The 22,768-nt window shown below is 68.2% G+C and carries 17 protein-coding genes; 11 read left to right on the top strand and 6 right to left on the bottom strand.

Annotated elements, in window-relative coordinates; translation table 11 throughout:
• The 4 genes from AB0H62_RS02820 to AB0H62_RS02805 are packed head-to-tail and all read left to right on the top strand — an operon-like array spanning position 1 to position 4,277.
• A complete protein-coding gene (locus AB0H62_RS02820) occupies positions 1-1,215 on the top strand; it encodes an MCE family protein (RefSeq protein WP_360583710.1) in 1,215 nt (404 codons plus the stop codon).
• Positions 1,215-2,480, top strand: a complete 1,266-nt coding sequence (locus tag AB0H62_RS02815; protein WP_220246065.1) for an MlaD family protein — start codon at positions 1,215-1,217, stop codon at positions 2,478-2,480. Before AB0H62_RS02820 ends, AB0H62_RS02815 begins: the two co-directional genes overlap by 1 nt.
• Positions 2,481-2,526: 46 nt before the next feature.
• Positions 2,527-3,159, top strand: coding sequence for a hypothetical protein (locus AB0H62_RS02810; RefSeq protein ID WP_360583708.1), 633 nt, complete (start codon positions 2,527-2,529; stop codon positions 3,157-3,159).
• Between the two features lie 26 nt (positions 3,160-3,185).
• Positions 3,186-4,277, top strand: coding sequence for a hypothetical protein (locus tag AB0H62_RS02805; RefSeq protein WP_360583706.1), 1,092 nt, complete (start codon positions 3,186-3,188; stop codon positions 4,275-4,277).
• 64 nt (positions 4,278-4,341) lie between these two features.
• Here the strand turns inward: AB0H62_RS02805 and AB0H62_RS02800 are convergent, their stop codons facing one another.
• Complete coding sequence (locus tag AB0H62_RS02800) at positions 4,342-4,950, bottom strand: chorismate mutase (protein WP_360583704.1); 609 nt, start codon at positions 4,948-4,950, stop codon at positions 4,342-4,344.
• Between the two features lie 1,478 nt (positions 4,951-6,428).
• Between AB0H62_RS02800 and AB0H62_RS02795 the strand changes: the two genes are divergently transcribed.
• The 3 genes from AB0H62_RS02795 (at position 6,429) to AB0H62_RS02785 (ending at position 14,741) form a co-directional block, all read left to right on the top strand.
• Positions 6,429-9,932 (top strand): DNA-directed RNA polymerase subunit beta, encoded by a 3,504-nt coding sequence (locus AB0H62_RS02795; protein ID WP_220246067.1) that lies wholly within the window; start codon positions 6,429-6,431, stop codon positions 9,930-9,932.
• Positions 9,933-10,021: 89 nt separating this feature from the next.
• A complete protein-coding gene (locus AB0H62_RS02790) occupies positions 10,022-13,933 on the top strand; it encodes a DNA-directed RNA polymerase subunit beta' (protein ID WP_220246068.1) in 3,912 nt (1,303 codons plus the stop codon).
• 169 nt (positions 13,934-14,102) lie between these two features.
• Positions 14,103-14,741 carry a zinc ribbon domain-containing protein gene (locus tag AB0H62_RS02785; RefSeq protein ID WP_255638637.1) on the top strand — a complete coding sequence of 213 codons (639 nt, stop codon included), beginning with the start codon at positions 14,103-14,105 and terminating at the stop codon, positions 14,739-14,741.
• Here the strand turns inward: AB0H62_RS02785 and AB0H62_RS02780 are convergent, their stop codons facing one another.
• From AB0H62_RS02780 to AB0H62_RS02760, 5 genes are all read right to left on the bottom strand, one after another.
• Positions 14,742-16,241 carry a hypothetical protein gene (locus AB0H62_RS02780; RefSeq protein ID WP_360583702.1) on the bottom strand — a complete coding sequence of 500 codons (1,500 nt, stop codon included), beginning with the start codon at positions 16,239-16,241 and terminating at the stop codon, positions 14,742-14,744.
• Positions 16,242-17,399: a hypothetical protein gene (locus AB0H62_RS02775; RefSeq protein ID WP_360583700.1), complete on the bottom strand. Its 1,158-nt coding sequence runs from the start codon at positions 17,397-17,399 to the stop codon at positions 16,242-16,244.
• A gap of 16 nt (positions 17,400-17,415) precedes the next feature.
• Complete coding sequence (locus AB0H62_RS02770) at positions 17,416-17,739, bottom strand: hypothetical protein (protein WP_220246071.1); 324 nt, start codon at positions 17,737-17,739, stop codon at positions 17,416-17,418.
• Complete coding sequence (locus AB0H62_RS02765) at positions 17,736-18,302, bottom strand: YbaB/EbfC family nucleoid-associated protein (protein WP_360583697.1); 567 nt, start codon at positions 18,300-18,302, stop codon at positions 17,736-17,738. Before AB0H62_RS02765 ends, AB0H62_RS02770 begins: the two co-directional genes overlap by 4 nt.
• 182 nt (positions 18,303-18,484) lie before the next feature.
• Positions 18,485-18,973 carry a GNAT family N-acetyltransferase gene (locus AB0H62_RS02760; RefSeq protein WP_360583695.1) on the bottom strand — a complete coding sequence of 163 codons (489 nt, stop codon included), beginning with the start codon at positions 18,971-18,973 and terminating at the stop codon, positions 18,485-18,487.
• Positions 18,974-19,114: 141 nt separating this feature from the next.
• Here AB0H62_RS02760 and AB0H62_RS02755 point away from each other — a divergent pair, with 141 nt between their 5' ends.
• The 4 genes from AB0H62_RS02755 (at position 19,115) to fusA (ending at position 22,651) form a co-directional block, all read left to right on the top strand.
• A complete protein-coding gene (locus tag AB0H62_RS02755; RefSeq protein WP_220246074.1) occupies positions 19,115-19,273 on the top strand; it encodes a hypothetical protein in 159 nt (52 codons plus the stop codon).
• 370 nt (positions 19,274-19,643) lie between these two features.
• Positions 19,644-20,018: a 30S ribosomal protein S12 gene (gene rpsL / locus AB0H62_RS02750; RefSeq protein ID WP_003102113.1), complete on the top strand. Its 375-nt coding sequence runs from the start codon at positions 19,644-19,646 to the stop codon at positions 20,016-20,018.
• Positions 20,018-20,488 carry a 30S ribosomal protein S7 gene (gene rpsG, locus AB0H62_RS02745; RefSeq protein ID WP_220246075.1) on the top strand — a complete coding sequence of 157 codons (471 nt, stop codon included), beginning with the start codon at positions 20,018-20,020 and terminating at the stop codon, positions 20,486-20,488. The genes rpsL and rpsG overlap by 1 nt, the downstream gene beginning before the upstream one ends.
• Positions 20,489-20,551: 63 nt before the next feature.
• Positions 20,552-22,651, top strand: coding sequence for an elongation factor G (gene fusA, locus AB0H62_RS02740; RefSeq protein ID WP_220246076.1), 2,100 nt, complete (start codon positions 20,552-20,554; stop codon positions 22,649-22,651).
• Positions 22,652-22,768: the final 117 nt, after the last annotated feature.

The raw sequence follows: 22,768 nt of genomic DNA, 5'->3' as shown, positions 1-22,768 counted from the left end.
ATGAAGCGCCTCAGGAGGTTCACCGCCGCCGGCGTGGTCACCACGGTGTCCGCGCTGGTGCTGTCCGGCTGCGGGTTCACCGGGATCTACGACGTGCCGCTGCCCGGTGGCGCCGACCTCGGCAGTCACCCGTACAAGGTCAAGGTGCAGTTCTCCGACGTCCTCGACCTCGTGCCGCAGGCCGGTGTGAAGGTCAACGAGGTGCCCGTCGGCCAGGTCGAGTCCGTGGGGCTCACCCCCGACGGCTGGCACGCCGAGGTCACCGTGGAGATCAACGGCGACGTGAAGCTGCCGGCCAACGCACTGGCCAACGTGAAGCAGTCGAGCCTGCTCGGCGAGAAGTACGTGGAGCTCTCCTCGCCCGGCGACGGGCAGGCGCAGGGCACGCTCGCGAACAACGCCACGATCCCGCTCGCGCGCACCGGCCGCGACGTCGAGGTCGAAGAGGTGCTCGGCGCGCTGTCGCTGCTGCTCAACGGTGGTGGCGTCGAGCAGCTCAACACCATCACCAAGGAGCTCAACAACGCGACGGCGGGCAAGGAGCCCGACATCAAGGCGTTGCTGGACAACGCCAACGAGCTCGTGACGAACCTCGACGAGCAGTCGCGCAACATCACCCGCGCGCTCGATGGGCTCGACCGGCTGTCGATGACGCTGAACGACCAGAAGGACAAGCTGGTGGGTGCCGTCGACAACCTCGGCCCCGGCATCGGCGTGCTGGAGCAGCAGCGCGGCCAGCTCGTGACCATGCTCAACGCGCTGAACAACCTCTCCGGCGTCGCCACCGACACGGTGAACAAGAGCAAGGCGGACCTCGTGGCCGACCTCAAGGCCCTCACGCCGACGCTGCAGAAGCTCGGCGAGGCGGGCAACGACCTGCCGCAGGCGCTGCAGATCCTGCTGACCTTCCCGTTCACCGACCAGGCCTACAACGACGTGAAGGGTGATTACTTCAACCTCTTCGCGAAGGTCGACCTGAACCTCAAGGACGTCATCGACAACCTGGGCCGCAGCCGGGACAACCCGCTGTCGAACCTGCTGCCGGTGCCGGGCCTTACCGGTGGCACGCAGGGCGACCAGCCGCCGCTGCTACCGCTCGGGGGCCAGTCGGGGTCGAACGCGAAGCCGAATTCCAGTGGTGGCCAGGGCGGCGGGCAGCCGTCGCAGGGCGGGCTGTCCGGGCTCTTCGGGATCCTCTCGGGAGGTGCGGGCTGATGTTGCTGCGCAAGACGAAGTTCCAGCTCGTCGCCTTCGTGATCATCTCGATCGTGGCCCTCGTCTACGCCCTGGTCCGCTTCGCCGGCCTCGGCTCGGTGTTCGGCGACAGCGGCTACACGGTGAAGCTGCAGCTCAACGATTCGGGCGGCATCTTCACCAACGCCGAGGTGACCTACCGCGGCTTCAACATCGGGCGCGTCGGCCAGCTGCGGCTCACGCAGACCGGCTTGGAGGCCGACCTCGACATCGACCCGTCGGCGCCGCAGGTGCCCGCGGACCTCGACGCCGTGGTCGCCAACCGCTCGGCCGTGGGTGAGCAGTACGTGGACCTGCGGCCGAAGAACGACAAGGGCCCGTACCTCGCGGGCGGTTCGGTGATCCCGGCGTCGAAGACCACCGTGCCGGTCAGCACCGACCGGCTGCTTTCGGACCTCGACTCGCTCGCGGCCTCCGTGCCCACCGACTCGCTGCGGACGGTCGTGGACGAGTCCTACGACGCGTTCCGCGGCACCGGCGCAGACCTGCAGCAGCTGCTCGACACCGCGCAGAGCTTCACGGCCACGGCCCAGCAGTACCTGCCGCAGACCGTGCAGCTGCTCGACGCCGGCGGCCAGGCGCTGGACACGCAGAACCACGAGGCGTCGAACTTCGCGGACTTCTCCAAGAACCTCAACGAGCTCACCGGCACGCTGAAGAACTCCGACGGCGACCTGCGCAAGCTGATCGGCATCACGCCGCAGGTCGCGGCGCAGATCGACCAGGTCGTCAACGAGACCGGGCCGGGCCTGGGCGCGCTGACGGCGAACCTGCTGACCACGGCCAACGTCACCGTGACCCGTCTCGACGGCATCGAGCAGGGCCTGGTGACCTACCCGGCGCTGGCCGGCGCGGCCGCCAGCGTGGCGCCGGGCGACGGCACCGCCCACCTCGGGCTCGTGCTGAACCTGTTCAACCCGCCGGCCTGCACGAAGGGCTACCTGCCGTACAGCCAGTACCGCACGGGCGCCGACACGTCACCGCGGCCGGCCGATGACAATGTGTACTGTGCCGAGCCCAAGGGCAGCCCCATCAACGTCCGCGGCTCGCAGAACGCGCCGTACGGCGGGGCCCCGGTCGCGCCGTCGCAGTCCGATGTGGATGCCAACGCGGGCCGTCCGGCCCAGGAACTGCAGGACATGCGCGACGCCGCCGTTCCGGGCGTAGCCGGAAGCCCGGGTGTCTCGTTGAACAGCCTGGGAGCGCTGCTCGGTCTCTCAGGCTGAGCCGCGTGGGCGTGGATTCGATGACCGTTACCTACCCTGGAGTGATATGAGTTCCGAACAGGCCGCCGCCGAGGAAGGGGTGACCTCGTCGCCGCCGGAAGCCCCGGCTTCCGCTTCGGACACTGCTTCGACCGGTGCCGCTTCGCCGGCCAAGCGGTCTCTGCCGGGCTCGCCGCGCGTGTGGCTCTTTGGCGCCGGGGCGTTCGCGCTCGCCGCCTTCGTGGTCGCGGTGGTCTTCGGGATCATGTGGTGGGTCGCGGGCACGGGGGAGAACGCGGCACTGGCGCAGTCCCGTGACGACGTCGTGAAGGCGGGCGCCAACGCCGTGAAGGCCTACACCGAGGTGGACTACCAGAACCTCGACGCCGTCTTCGCCCGCCAGAAGTCCGTGTCCGACGACGACATGGCCAAGCAGATCGACCAGCTGAAGCCCACCTACGGCAAGGCGCTGACCGACGCGAAGACGAAGGTCACCACGACCGTGCAGGACATCGCGGTCGAGGAGCTCGACGACCACGAGGGCAAGGCCAGCTTCCTGGCCGCCATCACCACCGACGTCACCCAGGGCGCGCAGAGCTCCGCGAAGGCGCTGCGCCTGGAGGTCTCGATGACCCGCGTCGGGAACGACTGGAAGCTGTCCGGCATCGACAACGTCCCCCTCGTCGCCTCCGGCCAGTAGCTTCACCGCAGAACGGAGTTCTCCTAGTGCCCCCCTCCCGCCGCCAGCCGCCCCGCAGCAGCACCCCGCCGGCCCGCCGGCCGAGGGTCGCCGGGCTGCGCAAGCCGTCGAGCGCGGACGGCGCACCTGCGTCCACCGACGAGCTGCCGACCCCTGCTCCGGCTCCCGCCGCGGCCAAGCCGCGCCCGCGTCCGGTGCCGCGAACAGGCCCGCTGACCAGCGCGGATCCGTCCGAGGTCACCCAGGAGATCCGGTTCCCGAAGAGCGCGGGGATCTCGCGGTCGCGGGGGTTGGCCACGGAGGACCCCGAGGACGCTGCCGGCGTGGACACCGCGGCCCCGGTCGAGGACGAAGCCGAGGTCGACGCCCTCACCGGGGAGGCCGTCGACACTCCCGAGGAAACTGACGAGACAGTCCGCGCGGCTCCCCGCCGCAAGCGCCGGGACTCGGGCCGCGCGAAGCCCGTGGACGTCGACGAGGCCGAGCAGGAGGCCGCCGGCGCGCCCGCCGTGCCGCCGCCGTGGGCGAGGCAGCAGCCGCGCCAGGACCGCACGGTCGTGCTGACCGTCGTGCTGCTCGTGGTGGGCCTGGTGTTCGCCGCGGGCGCGGTGTTCTTCAAGCTCGGCTTCGACGACGCCTCCGACTCCACCAGCAACACCGCGCTGCTGGACGTCGCGAAGACCGCGCAGGTCAAGGACCAGGTCTCCAAGGCCACGGAGGCCCTGTTCTCTTACGACTTCAACAACATCAAGAAGACCGAGGACGCCGCCAACGGCCTGCTCGCCAACGACAGCGTCAAGGCCAAGTACAACTCGCTCATGGGCGAGGTGAAGCGCCTCGCGCCGCAGCAGAAGATGGTGGTGACCTGCAAGGTCACGCGCAGCGCCGTGATCATGCTCAACGGCGACCTCGCGCGCGTGATGGTGTTCGTGGACCAGACCTCCACGCGTGCCGACACCAAGCAGACCACCGCCGGCTCGGCCCAGCTGCACGTCGACGCGCAGCTGCAGGGCGACACGTGGAAGATCACCGACCTCGACACGTACAAGGCCCCGGCGCCGCCCGCGGCCAAGGCACCCGCCTCCTCGGCCCCGGCCTCGCCGCCGCCGTCGAAGTAAGTCGAAGCAGAAGGCCCGGTGCCCGCTCGATCGGGCACCGGGCCTTCTGCTTTCGTTCAGGGCCTCAGCAGAGCGACTGCAGGGCCGTGCGCAGCGCGGTGCGGTGCAGCTCGTCGAGGTGGTCGACGACGTCGGCCGAGGTCTGCGCCTCGAGCACGTCCACGCGGCACGGCGCGCCGTGGTCGCGGACGTCGTTCGTGGCCACCAGCTCGGTCAGCAGTGACGTGGTCAGCTCGTCCAGCTCGGCGCGGATCTCGGTGAGGTCCCGGCGGGTGGTGGGCGCCTGCTCGGGGTGCGCGGTCCAGCGGTCGAACAGCCCGCGCTGCACGACCTTGCTCGCGGTGATCTGGTCGGAGAAGAACGCGGCCGTGCGCTCGGGGTCCAAGCCCAGCGCGAACGCGCGCGTGCGCACCGCAGCGAGCTCCTGCTCCTCGCGCGCCGGGTCGTCGATGGGCTTGTCCGTGCCGAACTTCGACGCGGCCACTCGGTCACCCACCCGCAGGCGCTCGACCACGAGGTCGGCGAGCGGCCCGAGCCGGCCGAACGCGCGGCCCGCGGTGTCTGTGGCGGTCTTTTCGGATGCGGCCATGGCCTGAGTGCCTCCGACGGTGAGTGCGGCCAGCGCGACGGCGAGGATCACGGTGGAGCGACGAGCAGTCTCGTTCCCGAACATGAGCTCTCCGTCGTGGGCCGGCGACCAGGATCGGATCCGATTTTAGCGGTGGGGAATTCACGAAACCCGGACAATCTCGCCGGATGGACACGCAATCGTGCCGATGCCGGATTTGTCTGCCCGGACGTACCGCGGGGCCCGGCCCCACGGGTCACGCCGGCTTCCGGCGGTGGTTGCGACAGCGCTGCCACCCTGGCTGCTCGGGATGATCACGGCGCGTTCGGCGGGTGAACCGGCAGTCCAGCTCATCGCGAACGAACGCCCGCAGTGCCGTGCCGGCGGCCGCTCCGAGACCGCGGGTCGGGCACGCGGGCCTGCTCCCGACCCGCGCCGTCTCCCTGCCGCCGCACTCCAGCCCGCACGCGCCACCACCAAACGTCGGCCACGCCCGGACGCCCGGACGCTCGCCGAACCCGCACTGGCACGGCTCGATCCCGATGCCCGGAGCCATCGACAACTCTCGAACGGCTCCCGTCGCGCAAAGCCCCGCGCTCTTGCCGGACAACCCCCGCCCTCCCTATGGGGGGCGTCCCCATCCCAGTCTATCGGCCCCTGACCTCGAAAAATGCCCGGAACGAAATCTGTGGACAACTCCGGAGTCAGCCGGGTGCCTGTGGACAAGCCGAGCTGCCTGTGGTGCGCCGAACTGCCTGTGGACAAGCGCCGCACTGCCCGTGCCGGGCCAAGCTGCCCGTGACGCAAGGCACCCGCGCGCCCCCCCAGCCGGGCACCGCACCCGGCCCCGCGGGACACCGGACCAGCCTCCCGGACCACCCCGAACAGACCGCCACGAGTAGCCCGCCAAGAGCAGTTCTCCTCCGGACCACCCGGATCAGCCCCCGGACCACCCCGAGCACCCCGCCACGAGTAGCCCGCCAAGAGCAGCTCTCCTCCGGACCACCACGGATTCAGCCCCTCGGACCACCCCGAACAGGCCTCTGCCGACTCCTCAGCCGCGCTCCACGCCACACCCCGGCGCCGACTGGACCACTCACTCCACGACCCCTGTTCGTGACGCAGAACACCGTTTAAAACCCTCCCCGATCCACTCCCAGACCACGATTCCGCAGGTACCGGCGGGTAACCGGGATGATCATCCCGCTTGTCACCCTCCGCATGCCCCGGTCGACGCTGCGCCAACCGGTCCGACCCCCGAGTGGCATCTTGACTCGAAGGCGTCGTGGGTTCAGGCTTACTGCCAACGGTCACGGCCGGGAGCGCGAACCTTGCGGGAGGGACGCAGAACCCGGGCAGGCCGGAGGCATTGCTACAACGCCGCGAGGCAGGCTGGGCCCCATCAGGAGCGCCCCCTGGACAGACCGCGTCGTTCGGGCTAGACTGCCTCTTTGCGCTGCCCTCTTTCAGGCTGCCCGGAGCCGGTAGTTAGGATAGTGGGCACACGGCACCCCTGACAGTCCGCGACGGCACCTGTTGCCATTGCGGCTGCTCACCGCTCATTGTCCCCGGAAGGACGCATCTTGGCAGTCTCTCCCGCGAACCAGGCCACTGCTGCGACCACCTCGGCTGTATCCCGCTCGGAGTCCACGGGTATCCCCGGCGCGCCCGTGCGGGTCTCTTTCGCAAAGATTCGCGAACCCCTTAACACCCCCAACCTGCTGGACGTGCAGCTCCAGTCGTTCCAGTGGTTCACCGGAGCCGAGGCGTGGTTCGAGCGCCGCGTCAACGAAGGTGACGAGAACCCGGTCGGCGGCCTGGAAGAGGTCCTCAACGAGATCTCCCCGATCGAGGACTTCTCGGGTTCCATGTCGCTGTCCTTCTCCGCTCCGCGCTTCGACGAGGTCAAGGCCTCGATCGAGGAGTGCAAGGACAAGGACATGACCTACGCGGCCCCGCTGTTCGTCACGGCGGAGTTCGTCAACAACAACACCGGTGAGATCAAGAGCCAGACGGTCTTCCTCGGCGACTTCCCGGTGATGACGGACAAGGGCACCTTCATCATCAACGGCACCGAGCGGGTCGTCGTGTCCCAGCTCGTGCGTTCTCCGGGCGTGTACTTCGACAGCAGTGTCGACAAGACGACCGACAAGGACGTCTTCAGCGTTCGCGTGATCCCGAGCCGCGGCGCGTGGCTCGAGTTCGACGTCGACAAGCGCGACACCGTCGGCGTGCGCATCGACCGCAAGCGCCGCCAGCCGGTCACCGTGCTGCTGAAGGCGCTGGGCTGGACCACCGAGGCGATCCGCGAGCGCTTCTCCTTCTCGGAGACGCTGCTGGCGACCCTCGAGAAGGACCACACCGCCGGCACCGACGAGGCGCTGCTCGACATCTACCGCAAGCTCCGTCCGGGCGAGCCGCCCACGAAGGAGAGCGCGCAGACGCTGCTGGAGAACCTGTTCTTCAAGCCGAAGCGCTATGACCTGGCCAAGGTCGGTCGTTACAAGGTCAACAAGAAGCTCGGTCTCGACACCCCGTACGACACGGGCACGCTGACCGAAGAGGACATCGTCTCGGCCATCGAGTACCTGGTCCGGCTCCACGCCGGCGACGACAAGATGACCAGCGTGTCGAACGTCGAGGTGCCGGTCGAGACCGACGACATCGACCACTTCGGCAACCGCCGCCTGCGCACGGTGGGTGAGCTGATCCAGAACCAGATCCGGGTCGGCCTCTCCCGCACCGAGCGCGTCGTGCGCGAGCGCATGACCACGCAGGACGTCGAGGCGATCACGCCGCAGACCCTGATCAACATCCGCCCCATCGGCGCGGCGATCAAGGAGTTCTTCGGCACCTCGCAGCTGTCGCAGTTCATGGACCAGAACAACCCGCTGTCGGGCCTGACCCACAAGCGCCGCCTCTCGGCGCTGGGCCCCGGTGGTCTGTCCCGTGAGCGCGCCGGCATGGAGGTCCGCGACGTCCACCCGTCGCACTACGGCCGCATGTGCCCGATCGAGACGCCGGAAGGCCCGAACATCGGCCTGATCGGTTCGCTCTGCTCGTACGCGCGGGTCAACCCGTTCGGTTTCATCGAGACCCCGTACCGCAAGGTCGTCGAGGGCCAGGTCACCGACCAGGTCGACTACCTCACGGCCGACGAGGAAGACCGCTTCGTCAAGGCGCAGGCCAACGCGCCGCTGACCGAAGACAGCCACTTCGTCGAGAACAAGGTCCTGGGTCGCCGCAAGGGCGGCGAGGTCGAGCTGATCGACCCGCTCGAGATCGACTACATGGACGTGTCGCCGCGGCAGATGGTCTCGGTCGCCACCGCGATGATTCCGTTCCTCGAGCACGACGACGCGAACCGCGCGCTGATGGGCGCGAACATGCAGCGCCAGGCCGTGCCGCTGCTGCGCAACCAGGCCCCGTACGTGGGCACGGGTGTGGAGCTGCGCGCCGCGGTCGACGCCGGTGACGTCCTCGTGGCCGAGCAGGCCGGCGTGGTCGAGGAGCTGTCCGCGGACATCATCACGATCATGCACGACGACGGCACGCGGAAGAGCTACGGACTGTACAAGTTCCGCCGCTCCAACCACGGCACGTGCTTCAACCACCGCCCGATCGTCGACGAGGGTGACCGCGTCGAAAAGGGCCAGGTCATCGCCGACGGCCCGTCCACCGAGAACGGTGAGATGGCGCTGGGCAAGAACCTGCTCGTTGCGGTCATGCCGTGGGAGGGCCACAACTACGAGGACGCGATCATCCTCTCCGAGCGCCTGGTGCAGGACGACGTGCTCACGTCGATCCACATCGAGGAGCACGAGATCGACGCCCGCGACACCAAGCTGGGCGCCGAGGAGATCACCCGGGACATCCCGAACGTCTCCGAGGAGGTGCTCGCCGACCTCGACGAGCGCGGCATCATCCGCATCGGCGCCGAGGTCCGCGACGGCGACATCCTGGTCGGCAAGGTCACGCCGAAGGGCGAGACGGAGCTGACGCCGGAAGAGCGCCTGCTGCGCGCGATCTTCGGTGAGAAGGCCCGCGAAGTCCGCGACACCTCGCTGAAGGTGCCGCACGGCGAGACCGGCAAGGTCATCGGCATCCGCGTGTTCTCGCGCGAGGACGACGACGAGCTGCCCCCGGGCGTCAACGAGCTGGTCCGCGTCTACGTGGCCCAGAAGCGCAAGATCCAGCCGGGCGACAAGCTCGCCGGCCGCCACGGCAACAAGGGCGTCATCGGCAAGATCCTGCCCGCCGAGGACATGCCCTTCATGGAGGACGGCACGCCGGTCGACATCATCCTGAACACCCACGGTGTTCCGCGACGGATGAACATCGGCCAGATCCTCGAGCTGCACCTGGGCTGGCTGGCCTCACAGGGCTGGACGATCGAGGGCAACCCGGAGTGGGCGAAGAACCTCTCCGAGGAGCTCTACGACGTCGCGCCGAACACGAACACCGCCACGCCGGTGTTCGACGGTGCGAAGGAGGAAGAGCTCACCGGGCTGCTCGGGGCGACCAAGCCGAACCGCGACGGCGAGCGCATGGTCAAGGAGAACGGCAAGGCGACCTTGCTGGACGGCCGCTCCGGCGAGCCGTACCCGTACCCGGTCGCGGTCGGCTACATGTACATCCTGAAGCTGCACCACCTGGTCGACGACAAGATCCACGCCCGCTCCACCGGTCCGTACTCGATGATCACGCAGCAGCCGCTGGGTGGTAAGGCGCAGTTCGGTGGCCAGCGCTTCGGTGAGATGGAGTGCTGGGCGATGCAGGCGTACGGCGCTGCCTACACGCTGCAGGAGCTGCTCACGATCAAGTCGGACGACGTGGTCGGCCGCGTGAAGGTGTACGAGGCCATCGTCAAGGGGGAGAACATCCCCGAGCCGGGTATCCCGGAGTCGTTCAAGGTGCTCCTGAAGGAGCTCCAGTCGCTGTGCCTGAACGTCGAGGTGCTCTCCAGCGACGGTGCGGCCATCGAGATGCGCGACTCCGACGACGAGGACCTCGAGCGCGCTGCGGCCAACCTCGGCATCAACCTGTCCCGCAACGAGTCGCCCTCGGTGGACGACGTCGTGCACTGATCGCGTGCTGAGCCGGGACCTGCCTCCCGTGGGTCCCGGCTCGCCCGCCAATTCCTCTAGTCGATACAACCCCAAGGGGATGCAAAGACGTGCTGGACGTCAATTTCTTCGATGAGCTCCGCATCGGTCTTGCCACCGCAGATGACATCCGTCAGTGGTCGTACGGCGAGGTCAAGAAGCCGGAGACCATCAACTACCGGACTCTCAAGCCTGAGAAGGACGGTCTCTTCTGCGAGAAGATCTTCGGTCCCACCCGGGACTGGGAGTGCTACTGCGGCAAGTACAAGCGCGTCCGCTTCAAGGGCATCATCTGTGAGCGCTGCGGCGTCGAGGTGACCCGCGCCAAGGTGCGCCGCGAGCGGATGGGCCACATCGAGCTGGCCGCGCCCGTCACCCACATCTGGTACTTCAAGGGTGTTCCCTCCCGCCTGGGCTACCTGCTGGACCTGGCGCCGAAGGACCTCGAGAAGATCATCTACTTCGCGGCCTACGTCATCACGGGCGTGAACGCGGAGCTGCGCCACAACGACCTGCCGACCCTCGAGAACGAGATCGGCGTCGAGCGCAAGAACCTCGAGACGAAGCGTGACGCGGACATCGAGGCTCGCGCGCAGAAGCTGGAAGCCGACCTGGCCGAGCTGGAGGCGGAGGGCGCCAAGTCCGACGTGCGCCGCAAGGTCAAGGAAGGCGGCGAGCGCGAGATGCGTCAGCTGCGCGACCGCGCCGGCCGCGAGCTCGACCGCCTCGAGGAGGTCTGGACGACCTTCACGAAGCTCGACGCGCGTCAGCTGATCGCCGACGAGCTGCTCTACCGCGAGCTGGTCGACCGCTACGGCGAGTACTTCACCGGCGGCATGGGCGCGGAGGCCATCCAGAAGCTGGCCGCCGAGTTCGACGTCGCTGCCGAAGCCGACAACCTGCGCGACACCATCCGCAACGGCAAGGGCCAGAAGAAGCTGCGCGCGCTCAAGCGCCTCAAGGTCGTGGCCGCCTTCCAGGCGACCGGCAACGACCCGCGCGGCATGGTGCTCGACGCCGTGCCGGTCATCCCGCCGGACCTGCGCCCGATGGTGCAGCTCGACGGTGGCCGGTTCGCGACGTCGGACCTGAACGACCTGTACCGCCGCGTGATCAACCGCAACAACCGCCTCAAGCGACTGATCGACCTCGGCGCGCCCGAGATCATCGTGAACAACGAGAAGCGGATGCTGCAGGAGGCCGTCGACGCGCTGTTCGACAACGGCCGCCGCGGTCGTCCCGTCACCGGCCCGGGCAACCGGCCGCTGAAGTCGCTGTCCGACCTGCTCAAGGGCAAGCAGGGCCGGTTCCGCCAGAACCTGCTCGGCAAGCGCGTGGACTACTCGGGCCGTTCGGTCATCATCGTCGGCCCGCAGCTGAAGCTGCACCAGTGCGGTCTGCCGAAGGACATGGCGCTCGAGCTGTTCAAGCCGTTCGTCATGAAGCGGCTGGTCGACCTGAACCACGCTCAGAACATCAAGTCCGCCAAGCGGATGGTGGAGCGTTCGCGCCCGCAGGTGTGGGACGTGCTCGAAGAGGTCATCACCGGTCACCCGGTGATGCTGAACCGCGCACCGACCCTGCACCGCCTCGGCATCCAGGCCTTCGAGCCGCAGCTGGTGGAAGGCAAGGCCATCCAGCTGCACCCGCTGGTCTGCGAGGCGTTCAACGCGGACTTCGACGGTGACCAGATGGCGGTGCACCTGCCGCTGTCGGCCGAGGCGCAGGCCGAGGCCCGGATCCTGATGCTGTCGGCGAACAACATCCTGTCGCCGGCGTCGGGCCGCCCGCTCGCCATGCCGCGTCTGGACATGGTCACGGGCCTGTTCCACCTGACCCGCCTCAACGAGAAGGCCGAGGGCGCGGGCAACGCGTACTCGTCGCCGGCCGAGGCGATCATGGCGTACGACCGCAAGGCGCTGAGCCTGCACGCTCCCATCAAGATCCGCGTCACGGACCGCCAGCCGGCCAAGGCCGACGAAGCGCGGCTCGCGGAGAAGGGCTGGGAGCCGGGCAAGATGTGGCTGGCCGAGACGACGCTGGGTCGCGTGCTGTTCAACGACCTGCTGCCGGCGGACTACCCGTTCGTGAACGAGCCGATGCCGAAGAAGCGTCAGGCCGCGATCGTGAACGACCTCGCCGAGCGGTACTCGATGACGCAGGTGGCGCAGACGCTGGACAAGCTCAAGGACGCCGGCTTCTACTGGGCGACCCGCTCGGGCGTCACGGTGGCCATCTCCGACGTGCTCGTGCCCGAGGGCAAGAAGGCCATTCTCGACGAGTACGAGGGCAAGGCCGACCAGGTCGAGAAGCGGTACCAGCGTGGTCAGCTGTCCCACACCGAGCGCAACAACGAGCTCGTCAAGGTGTGGACGCAGGCCACCGAAGAGGTCCACAAGATCATGGAGACGGCGCTGCCGGACGACAACCCGATCGCCATGATCGTGAAGTCGGGCGCGGCGGGCAACATGACGCAGGTCCGGTCGCTGGCCGGCATGCGCGGCCTGGTGTCGAACCCGAAGGGTGAGTACATCCCGCGTCCGATCAAGGCCAACTTCCGTGAAGGCCTGTCGGTGGCGGAGTACTTCATCGCGACGCACGGTGCCCGGAAGGGTCTGGCGGACACGGCTCTCCGTACCGCCGACTCGGGTTACCTGACCCGTCGTCTGGTGGACGTCTCGCAGGACGTCATCGTCCGCGAGGTCGACTGCGGCACCACGCGCGGCATCATGATGGTCGTCGGCGAGGACGTCGGTGACGGCAAGGTCGTGCCGGACCAGCACGTGGAGACCAGCGTGTACGCGCGGAACCTCGCGACGGACGCGGTGGACGCCAAGGGCAACGTCGTGCTCAACGCCGGTGACGACGTGGGCGACCCGGCCATCGCGAAGCTGCTCTCCAGCGGCATCACGAAGGTCAAGGTCCGCTCGGTCCTCACCTGCGAGTCGGCAGTCGGTGTGTGTGCGACCTGCTACGGCCGCTCGATGGCGACGGGCGAGCTCGTCGACGTCGGCGAGGCCGTGGGCATCGTCGCCGCCCAGTCGATCGGTGAGCCGGGTACGCAGCTGACGATGCGTACGTTCCACCAGGGTGGTGTCGCCGGTGACGACATCACGACCGGTCTGCCCCGTGTCACCGAGCTCTTCGAGGCTCGCGTGCCGAAGGGCAAGGCGCCGATCGCGGACGTCGACGGCCGCGTGCGGATCGAGGAGAGCGAGCGGTTCTGGAAGATCACCCTGATCCCGGACGACGGGTCGGAGGAGATCGTCTTCGACAAGCTGTCCAAGCGGCAGCGGCTCGCCAACACCCCGAACGGCCCGCTGGGCGACGGTGACCACGTCAACGTCGGGCAGCAGCTGCTCGAGGGCACGCCCGACCCGCACGAGGTGCTCCGCGTGATGGGCCCGCGTGAGGCGCAGATGCACCTCACCGACGAGGTCCAGAAGGTGTACCGCGCGCAGGGTGTGTCGATCCACGACAAGCACATCGAGGTCATCGTGCGGCAGATGCTGCGCCGCGTGACGGTCATCGACTCGGGTGGCACGGACTTCCTGCCGGGCGAGCTGCCCGAGCGGACCAAGTTCGAGGCGCGCAACCGGTCGACGGTCTCCGAAGGCGGCGAGCCGGCTTCGGGTCGTCCGGTGCTGATGGGCATCACGAAGGCCTCGCTGACCACGGACTCGTGGCTGTCGGCGGCCTCGTTCCAGGAGACCACGCGTGTCCTGACCGACGCGGCCATCAACGGCCGTTCGGACCGGCTCGTGGGCCTCAAGGAGAACGTGATCATCGGTAAGCTGATCCCGGCCGGTACCGGCATCAACAAGTACCGGAACATCCAGGTCCAGCCGACCGAGGAGGCCCGGGTCGCGGCTTACGCGATCCCGTCCTACGACGACGGCTACTACACCCCGGACGTGTTCGGTTCGGGCACCGGTGCCGCTGTTCCGCTCGACGACTACGACTTCGGCCGCGACTTCCGCTGACCGTTCCGTAGCTGAGAAGGCCCCCGTCCCGGGTTTCCGGGCGGGGGCCTTTCTCGTGTGTCGGCTGTCGTCCGTCTGACTTTAGCTGAGATGGATGCAGCCGGTAGTCACGTTGTTGTCGGCACTTCTACGGTCCCGGCGCCGAGGGAGCGCGCCTACCTTGGCAGCCGTGGCTGACGTCGTGCCGTTCACGGACAACTTCTCCGATATCTCCAACACCCAGGGCTACCAGTTCGAGTTCCGCTGTGAACGCTGCGGGAACGGCTACCGGTCGGCCTTCCAGCGCGACGCGGTCGAAACGGGCCGCGGCGTCCTGCGCGCGGTGGGCTCGTTCTTCGGCGGCAAGCTGCAGGACCTGAGCTACTCCGCCGACCAGTGGCGCTACGACCGCGCGACGAACTCCTCCGCGAAGGACCGCGCGCTCGCGGCCGCGGTCAAGGAGATCTCGCCGAGCTTCCGCCAGTGCCGGGGTTGCAGCGACTGGATGTGCGCGGACCAGTGCTGGAACACCGAGATCGGGCAGTGCCTGCGGTGCTCGCCGAGCGTCGCGGAGGAGATCTCGCGCGCCCAGGCTTCCGCGCAGCGCGACCAGATCTGGGACCGCGCCCGCGACCGCGACTGGACCCGCGACCTCGACCTGGACACCCGCGCCCACCTCACCTGCCCCAGCTGCGGCGTGAAGGCCGAGGGCGGCAAGTTCTGCGCCTCCTGCGGCTCGTCCCTGGCCCCCACCGTCCACTGCACCGGATGCGGCAAGCCCTCCACCGCCGGCGCCATCTTCTGCGGCGACTGCGGCACCCGCCTGTGATTACGTGACGGTGGCTTCCTGGGCCCTGCGCAGCTTCCTGACGCGCCGGGGCGGCCTCGGCCGGTAAGTGGCCTTTGCGAGCATCGCGCCCGCCAGAAGCGGCAGCAGGCCGATGAGCAGGGTGACCACCGCGGCGAGACTGCTCTCGAGGACCGGATGCCACCACAGCGGGCCGATCTCCACGTCGACCACGGCGCCCTTGGCAGGCAGCGTGTCGATCCACTCGGTCGACACGTCGTGGGTCTCGCCGTCGAGCACGTAGGTGCCGCGGACCCAGTCGTTGCTGCCGGTGCAGCTGGCGCTCCTTGAGGAGCAGTTGCCGGCAAAGCCTTCGTGCGCTTCGAGGACGGAGAGCTGGGTCTCGGGCGCCACTCCGACGAGTGCCGACAGGGAGTTCAGGATCGGCAGAAGCCCGAGCAGCGTCAGGGCCAGTGCGATGATCGTGCGCGTGGTCAGCGACACCGAGGTGACCGGCTGCCGGTCCGCCGCCTCGCGGAACCGGTTCACCGGCGTTCGGACCGCGCCGCCGCGGCCGCCGTTCCAGGCGACGTAGCTCGTGTCCGAGCCGGTGGTCACCGAGGCGAACCCGCGGTCACCGCCCCAGACCTCCCACACGGGGGCGGGCACGGCCGCGACCAGCATCGCGAGCCGACGTGAGCTGCCGAACATGCGGTCCTCGGTGAGCCCACCCGACTCCGTGGTCCACGTCGCGTCGCCGTGGAAGGCGACCTCGTGCACGCGGAACCACAGGTCACCGAGGATCAGCGCGCGGACCTCGTCGGTGAGCGCGGCAGCGGCGAACTTGGGGTCCGACGTGGTCACCGAGAACCGGCGGTCGAACTCGGCGTCGACCTCGAAGGTCTCCAGCGCCGTGTCGGGCCGCAGCCAGCCGAAGGCGTTGCGGGTGATCCGGGCGTCTTCCAGCGGGGTGAAGTGCTCGGGTTCGAACGCCCCCGTCTTAGGCGAGATCGTCAGCGCCGGCACGGCGGGGATCCGCAGTTCGACCGCCGAGTAGATCGAGTCGATCTGCTCGGCGACCTTGGCGACCTCGGCGAACTGCTCGTCTTCGCGACGCGGCGTGATCGAGTACTCGATGCCCAGCACCCGGTGGCCCTGCTGGTCGAACTCGACCGTGGTCCGCACCGGGCCGGGGTCCGGGTGGTTGAGCGGTACCCCGCGGCCGAGGTGGGGGAGTACGCCGAACGTCTGCCGGTCGGCCGAGCCCGGGATCCGCGCGATCCACGTCCGCTGCCGCCAGCCTCGCCACACGACGAACGCCGCGAACGCCACGGGGAACGCGATCCACAGGAACTGCGGCACGTTGCTGCCGGTGCCGGCAGACAGCCAGTACAGCGACGTTTCGGAGAACGCGACGCCGCACAGCGCGAAGCAGACTGCCGCCGCGACGCCACTGCGCCGCTCGAGCCAGTTGCCCAGCCACAGCAGGACGAACCCCAGCGCGAAACCACCGACGATGAACCACGGTTCGAACAGGTCCATCTACTGGTCCATGTCCAGGTTCTCGCGGGTGTCCTCTTCGGAGTGGTAACCGGCCGCGTCGCTCCCGCCGCGGGACTTCAGGATGTCGCGGGTGTTGTCGACCGCCTTGTTGACGAAGTCGAAGCCGGCCTTGCCGCTGTAGGCCGAGCCCTTGTCGAGATCGCCGATCTTCACGCCGGTCACCCCCTTGAGCGCCTCTTCGCCGCCGGCCTTGACCGACTCCTTCAGCGCCTCGACCGTCGCCATGCCGCGGGAGTTCGTCGCCGAGGCGATCGCGCCGGTGGCGGCCTTCTCCATGCCGGGCGTCATTCCCGCGGCACCCGACGGGGTGAGCTTGCGGCCCTGCTTGATCAGGTCGTCGGTCCACTTCGAGAGAAAGGTCATGAACTTCTGGAGCAGCTCGCCCAGCTTCCCCAGCTTCGAGGTGATCCTGGTGAACGCACCGGCCGCCTTGGCGATCGAGGCGGTCATCGCGGCGGCGACCGACGAGCCGAGGCTCACGATCGAGGCGGCCAGCGCCGGCAGCCAGATGTAGATCAGCCAGCTGACCAGCTCGCTGATGATCGCCTTCACGACCTCTTCGATGACGGTCATGACCATCGACCACATCTGGAGGGTCTCGCCGACCCCGCCGGTGGTCGAGCCGATGCCCTTGATGCCCTCGGAGAACTGGTCCAGCGAACTGCGGGCCGCGTTGCCGCCGTCGCCCTGCCAGGTCCGCAGCTCTTCCTTGCCCTTCTTGGCGAAGTCGTCGCCGAGCTTGACGAAACCGACGCCGATCTCGCTGAAGTTGCCGGCCGCCTCCTTGAGCGCCGGGCCGTCGCCCGTCACGAAGTGCAGCGCGTCCTGCAGCGGCGAGATCAGCTCCAGGAGCATGTTCAGGCCGTTGCTGACCAGCCAGCCGACGGGGTCGAGTGCGAAGCTCGCCACGTCCACCGCGGCGCCGGCGACGAAGCCCGCGCCGTCCTGGAGCATCTGCCCGGTGGCCGCCGCGAATTCGCCGGCATCGTCGGCTTCGCTGAAGCCCTTGATGCCTCGTTCGACGCCCTCGACCCCCTTGCCGATGATCGGCGCCTTCTTGGCGGCTTCGTTGGCGTCGTGGAGGAAACCCTCGTCCTCGTGCTCCAGTTTGACGCCGTCGGCGATGCTGTCGGCCATTTCGGTCTCCCCCTGCTCAGAGCGGTCCGTCGATGTTCGCCTTGAACTTGCCGAAGGTCACGACGGTGTCCTTCTCATGGCCGTCGTAGATCTCCGCGGCCTGGTTCACTTTCCCGCCCAGCGTGTCGACGCCGGTCTTCATCAGTTCGAGCATCTGGCGGAGGTCGTCGAGCTTGCTCGTGTACGTCTGCTTCACCGCCAGCCCGATCAGGCCCCACGACTTGTCCGTCACGTCGGCCTGGCTGACGAGGTTGCCGAACTTCGTGGCCTCGTCCTTGTAGTGCGGCAACGTGCCGGAGGCGTAGGTCTTCAGGATCTGGGGGTCTACGTCGTGGCTCATCGGTCCTCCTCGTGGTCCCACAGGCGCCGGACGCCCTCGTCGGCGGGGCGAGCCGGGGGAGGCGGCGGGGGAGCGGCCGGTGGCTCGTGGCGGCGCAGGATGTCGCCGTGTTCGAGGTCTTCGTCCGACAGCCGGCGTGGGGCCGGCTGCGCCTCCGAGGCCTTGGACTTCAGCTCTTCGGCCGTGGTTCCCATCGCTTCGGCCTGGGCTTCGAGGACCTGGCCGGACACGTCGAGGCCGAAGGCGGCGCCCACGTGCGCGTCGACGATGCCGGCCTGCTGCACGGCCGCGTCGGCGACTGCGCGGTGCAGGGTGGAGAGGATGGTGGTGGCCAGCTGCTGCGGCTGCTGGCGCAGGGCCTCGGCCGTGAGGCGGATGTCCTTCACGGAGCCGCCCGGGCCCGCGACGACGGTCACGGCGCGGTCGGGCGACATCGCCGTCGCCTCGAGCGCGACCACCTCGTCCTGCAGGTCACCGACCTTCGCGAAGTTCGCCTCGGCCTGTTTGATCTTGCTCTGGAACTTCTCGAACTCGGCGACGAGACGATCCATCTCAGCCGACACGGCGGCCCCCTCACGTGCACGACGGGTGTGCGGACGTGCGGATTATGCCGCTTCTGTCGCGTTCGCGCTGCGAAGTCGTGAATCTTTTCCCGGAAGAGGCGACGGCGCCGCCCTGGCGCCCGGCTGCCCTCGGCAGTCCTTTGTAGACGGCGGATATCCGGTGTGGACAGTCCGGAACCGTTTCACCCGAGCGGTTTCGAGAACCAGTGCTCCGCGTACTGGTCGTCGTTGAACGGTTCGACTTCCGTGTACCCGGTCCGCGCGTACAGCGCCCGGGCCTCGATGAGGTCGTGCCGGGTGTCGAGCCGCAGCGTCTCGGCTCCCAGCGACCGCGCCGCCTCCTCGGCCGCCGCCACGAGGCGTGCGCCGCCGCCCTGGCCGCGGTGGGCCGGGCGCACGTACACCTTCGTGAGCTCGTTCAGCCCGGGCCGCACCACGCGCGTGCCGGCGCAGCCGGTCACGGTGCTGTCGGGCAGGCGGGCGATGAGGAACGCGCCGGTCGGGGCGACGAGATCGTCGCCGGGCTCGTCGGCCAGAACCTGGTCGACCTCCGCTTCCGTGGCCGGTCGGCCCCAGTAACGGCTCGCGACGTCCGTGAGGTAATCGCGCACGATCGCGCGCGCGTCAGGGTGATCGACGGGGATTGGCGTGATAGTCCAGTTCACGGTCACGAGATCATCGTGTCCGGTTCGTCCACTGGTTAACGGGGAAGTCGATCACCTGGGGAAAGCGACGTTCCATCCCCGTGTGTCACCCGATAGTGGAAATAGGTAGCGTGCGAGCCGCAGGGAAACCGACTTGAGGAGTGCGTGATGGACGGCAACGGCACCGCCGACCGGCCTGAAGAGGGGCAGAAGGACACCAAAGGGAGTCACGCCGCGCCTGAGGGGGCCGGCGTCCACCCGCTGATCGACCTGTCGCGCGACCCCCACCCGGGGCGGCCCGACCACGCGAAGCCGGACGAGGAATAGCCGAGGAATAGGGGGGACGTCCGTCACGTTCTGGATGATGGGTTCTCCGCGCGGCTCTAGGCGCAGGGCCCTCATCTGGGGTTACGATGGGCGGTCACCGTCAGTTCGGACCCCCCGCCCGGACCGCCCGTCAAGTGGCCGGGTATCTTTGGAGACCGTGCCCGGCAGGCGTCGGGCCGCTCCGCGTGCCGTACGGCATGAGCGGGGTGCTCGCGCACCCGGTTCACCGGCCTCGTCCACGTGGGGTTCCGACGGAAAACCCCTTCGGGAAAGTACCGGTCGAGAGACCGTGACGCGGGCCGACACGCCCGACCGCGGGGGCCGGTGAAGACACGAAGAAGCAGCAAGAACGCGACAGAAAGCTGGTCCATTGCCCACGATCCAGCAGCTGGTCCGCAAGGGCCGCCAGGACAAGGCTGCCAAGCAGAAGACCGCGGCCCTCAAGGGGAGCCCGCAGCGTCGTGGCGTGTGCACCCGCGTGTACACCACGACCCCGAAGAAGCCGAACTCGGCGCTGCGCAAGGTTGCGCGTGTGAAGCTGACGAGCGGCATCGAGGTCACGGCGTACATCCCCGGTGAGGGCCACAACCTGCAGGAGCACTCGATGGTGCTCGTGCGCGGTGGCCGGGTGAAGGACCTGCCGGGCGTTCGCTACAAGATCATCCGCGGTTCGCTCGACACCCAGGGTGTGAAGAACCGCAAGCAGGCGCGCAGCCGCTATGGCGCGAAGAAGGAGAAGAGCTAATGCCCCGCAAGGGTCCGGCCCCCAAGCGGCCTCTGATCTCCGACCCGGTCTACGCCTCCCCGCTGGTCACCCAGCTGGTGAACAAGGTGCTGAAGGACGGGAAGCGGTCGCTGGCCGAGCGCATCGTGTACGGCGCGCTGGAAGGCGCTCGCGAGAAGACCGGCACCGACCCGGTCGTCACGCTGAAGCGCGCGCTCGACAACGTGAAGCCCACCATCGAGGTGAAGAGCCGCCGCGTCGGTGGCGCCACCTACCAGGTGCCGATCGAAGTCAAGCCCAACCGCTCCACCACGTTGGCGCTGCGCTGGCTGGTCTCCTTCTCGCAGGCTCGCCGCGAGAAGACCATGATCGAGCGGCTGCAGAACGAGCTGCTCGACGCGAGCAACGGTCTTGGCGCCAGCGTCAAGCGCCGTGAAGACACGCACAAGATGGCCGAGTCCAACAAGGCCTTCGCGCACTACCGCTGGTGATGACCGCCCGGCTGCCGATCCAAGCCATGCCGGGCCCCACGTTCGAGACAGGGGAACACTCTCGTGGCACGTGAAGTGCTGACCGACCTGAACAAGGTCCGCAACATCGGGATCATGGCGCACATCGACGCCGGTAAGACCACCACCACCGAGCGGATCCTGTTCTACACCGGGATCAACTACAAGATCGGCGAAGTCCACGACGGCGCCGCCACCATGGACTGGATGGAGGAGGAGCAGAAGCGGGGTATCACCATCACCTCGGCTGCCACCACCACGTTCTGGGCCGATCACCAGATCAACATCATCGACACCCCCGGGCACGTCGACTTCACCGTCGAGGTGGAGCGCTCGCTCCGCGTGCTCGACGGCGCCGTGGCCGTCTTCGACGGCAAGGAAGGTGTCGAGCCGCAGTCCGAGCAGGTCTGGCGGCAGGCGGACAAGTACGAAGTTCCGCGCATCTGCTTCGTCAACAAGATGGACAAGCTGGGTGCCGACTTCTACTTCACCGTGCGCACCATCGAGGAGCGCCTCGGTGCCCGGCCGCTGGTCATCCAGCTGCCGATCGGCGCCGAGAACGACTTCGAGGGTGTCGTCGACCTGGTCCGCATGAAGGCGCTGACCTGGCGTGGCGAGGTGAGCAAGGGCGAGGACTACTCCGTCGAGGAGATCCCGGCCGAGCTGGCCGACCGCGCCGCCGAGTACCGCGAGAAGCTCGTCGAGGCCGTCGCCGAGACCGACGATGCCATGATGGAGAAGTTCCTCGAGGGCGAGCAGCTCACGGAAGCCGAGATCAAGTCCGGCATCCGCAAGCTCACCGTCGCGCGCGAGGCGTACCCGGTGCTCACCGGCTCCGCGTTCAAGAACAAGGGCGTGCAGCCGATGCTGGACGCGGTCATCGACTACCTGCCGTCCCCGCTGGACGTGCCGGCAGTCGAGGGCACGCTGCCGGACGGGGAGACCCCGGTCCTGCGCAGGCCGTCGGTCGACGAGCCGTTCGCCGCGCTCGCCTTCAAGATCGCCGCGCACCCGTTCTTCGGCAAGCTGACCTACATCCGGGTCTACTCGGGCAAGATCTCCGCGGGCACTCAGGTCGTCAACGCGACCAAGGAGCGCAAGGAGCGCATCGGCAAGCTCTTCCAGATGCACTCCAACAAGGAGAACCCGGTCGACGAGGCCCAGGCCGGCCACATCTACGCGGTCATCGGCCTGAAGGACACCACGACCGGTGACACGCTGGCCGACCCGCAGAACCCGGTCGTCCTCGAGTCGATGACCTTCCCGGATCCCGTTATCCGCGTGGCCATCGAGCCGAAGACGAAGGCCGACCAGGAGAAGCTGTCGCTCGCGATCCAGAAGCTGGCCGAGGAAGACCCCACTTTCCAGGTCCAGCTCGACGAGGACACGGGCCAGACGATCATCGCGGGCATGGGCGAGCTGCACCTCGAGGTGCTGGTGAACCGCATGAAGTCCGACTACAAGGTCGAGGCGAACATCGGTAAGCCGCAGGTCGCCTACCGCGAGACGATCAAGAAGACGGTCGACAAGCTCGACTACGTGCACAAGAAGCAGACCGGTGGTTCCGGCCAGTTCGCGAAGGTCATCGTGAAGCTGGAGCCGCTCGAGACGACCGACGGTGCACTCTACGAGTTCGACAACAAGGTCTCCGGCGGCCGCGTGCCGCGGGAGTACATCCCGTCGGTCGACGCGGGCGGGCAGGACGCCATGCAGTACGGCGTGCTGGCCGGCTACCCGCTCGTCGGGTTGAAGTTCACCTTGTTGGACGGCGCGTACCACGAGGTCGACTCTTCGGAGATGGCGTTCAAGATCGCCGGTTCCATGGCGATGAAGGAAGCCGCGAAGAAGGCCGGCCCGGTCATCCTCGAGCCGATGATGGCCGTCGAGGTCACGACTCCCGAGGACTACATGGGTGACGTGATCGGTGACCTCAACTCCCGCCGTGGCCAGATCCAGGCCATGGAGGAGCGCGCCGGTACCCGTGTCGTCAAGGCAGTGGTACCGCTGTCGGAGATGTTCGGTTACGTCGGCGACCTGCGGTCTCGCACCCAGGGTCGCGCGAACTACTCCATGGTGTTCGACTCCTACGCCGAGGTTCCCGCGAACGTCGCGAAGGAAATCATCGCGAAGGCGACGGGGGAGTAGTTCCCCTTCGCTCGCGGGCATAAGGAACACTCCTGAACGTCCGCAGCAAAGACGAGAAACAATCAGCGGTTGGCAGCCACGCCGGCCGGTGAGCACAAAGCGAAATCAGTCCAGGAG

The sequence above is a fragment of the Amycolatopsis sp. NPDC050768 genome (genome assembly GCF_040654155.1).
Lineage (GTDB): Bacteria > Actinomycetota > Actinomycetes > Mycobacteriales > Pseudonocardiaceae > Amycolatopsis.
Note: the sequence above shows the minus strand (reverse complement) of the source record. Positions and strands in the feature narration are given on the sequence as shown.

Coding starts and splice junctions, on each gene's coding strand:
- AB0H62_RS02775 (WP_360583700.1), bottom strand. CDS start 17,399: ATGGCCGACAGCATCGCCGACGGCGTCAAACTGGAGCACGAGGACGAG.
- AB0H62_RS02780 (WP_360583702.1), bottom strand. CDS start 16,241: ATGGACCTGTTCGAACCGTGGTTCATCGTCGGTGGTTTCGCGCTGGGG.
- AB0H62_RS02820 (WP_360583710.1), top strand. CDS start 1: ATGAAGCGCCTCAGGAGGTTCACCGCCGCCGGCGTGGTCACCACGGTG.
- AB0H62_RS02770 (WP_220246071.1), bottom strand. CDS start 17,739: ATGAGCCACGACGTAGACCCCCAGATCCTGAAGACCTACGCCTCCGGC.
- rpsG (WP_220246075.1), top strand. CDS start 20,018: ATGCCCCGCAAGGGTCCGGCCCCCAAGCGGCCTCTGATCTCCGACCCG.
- AB0H62_RS02815 (WP_220246065.1), top strand. CDS start 1,215: ATGTTGCTGCGCAAGACGAAGTTCCAGCTCGTCGCCTTCGTGATCATC.
- AB0H62_RS02755 (WP_220246074.1), top strand. CDS start 19,115: ATGGACGGCAACGGCACCGCCGACCGGCCTGAAGAGGGGCAGAAGGAC.
- AB0H62_RS02810 (WP_360583708.1), top strand. CDS start 2,527: ATGAGTTCCGAACAGGCCGCCGCCGAGGAAGGGGTGACCTCGTCGCCG.
- AB0H62_RS02800 (WP_360583704.1), bottom strand. CDS start 4,950: ATGTTCGGGAACGAGACTGCTCGTCGCTCCACCGTGATCCTCGCCGTC.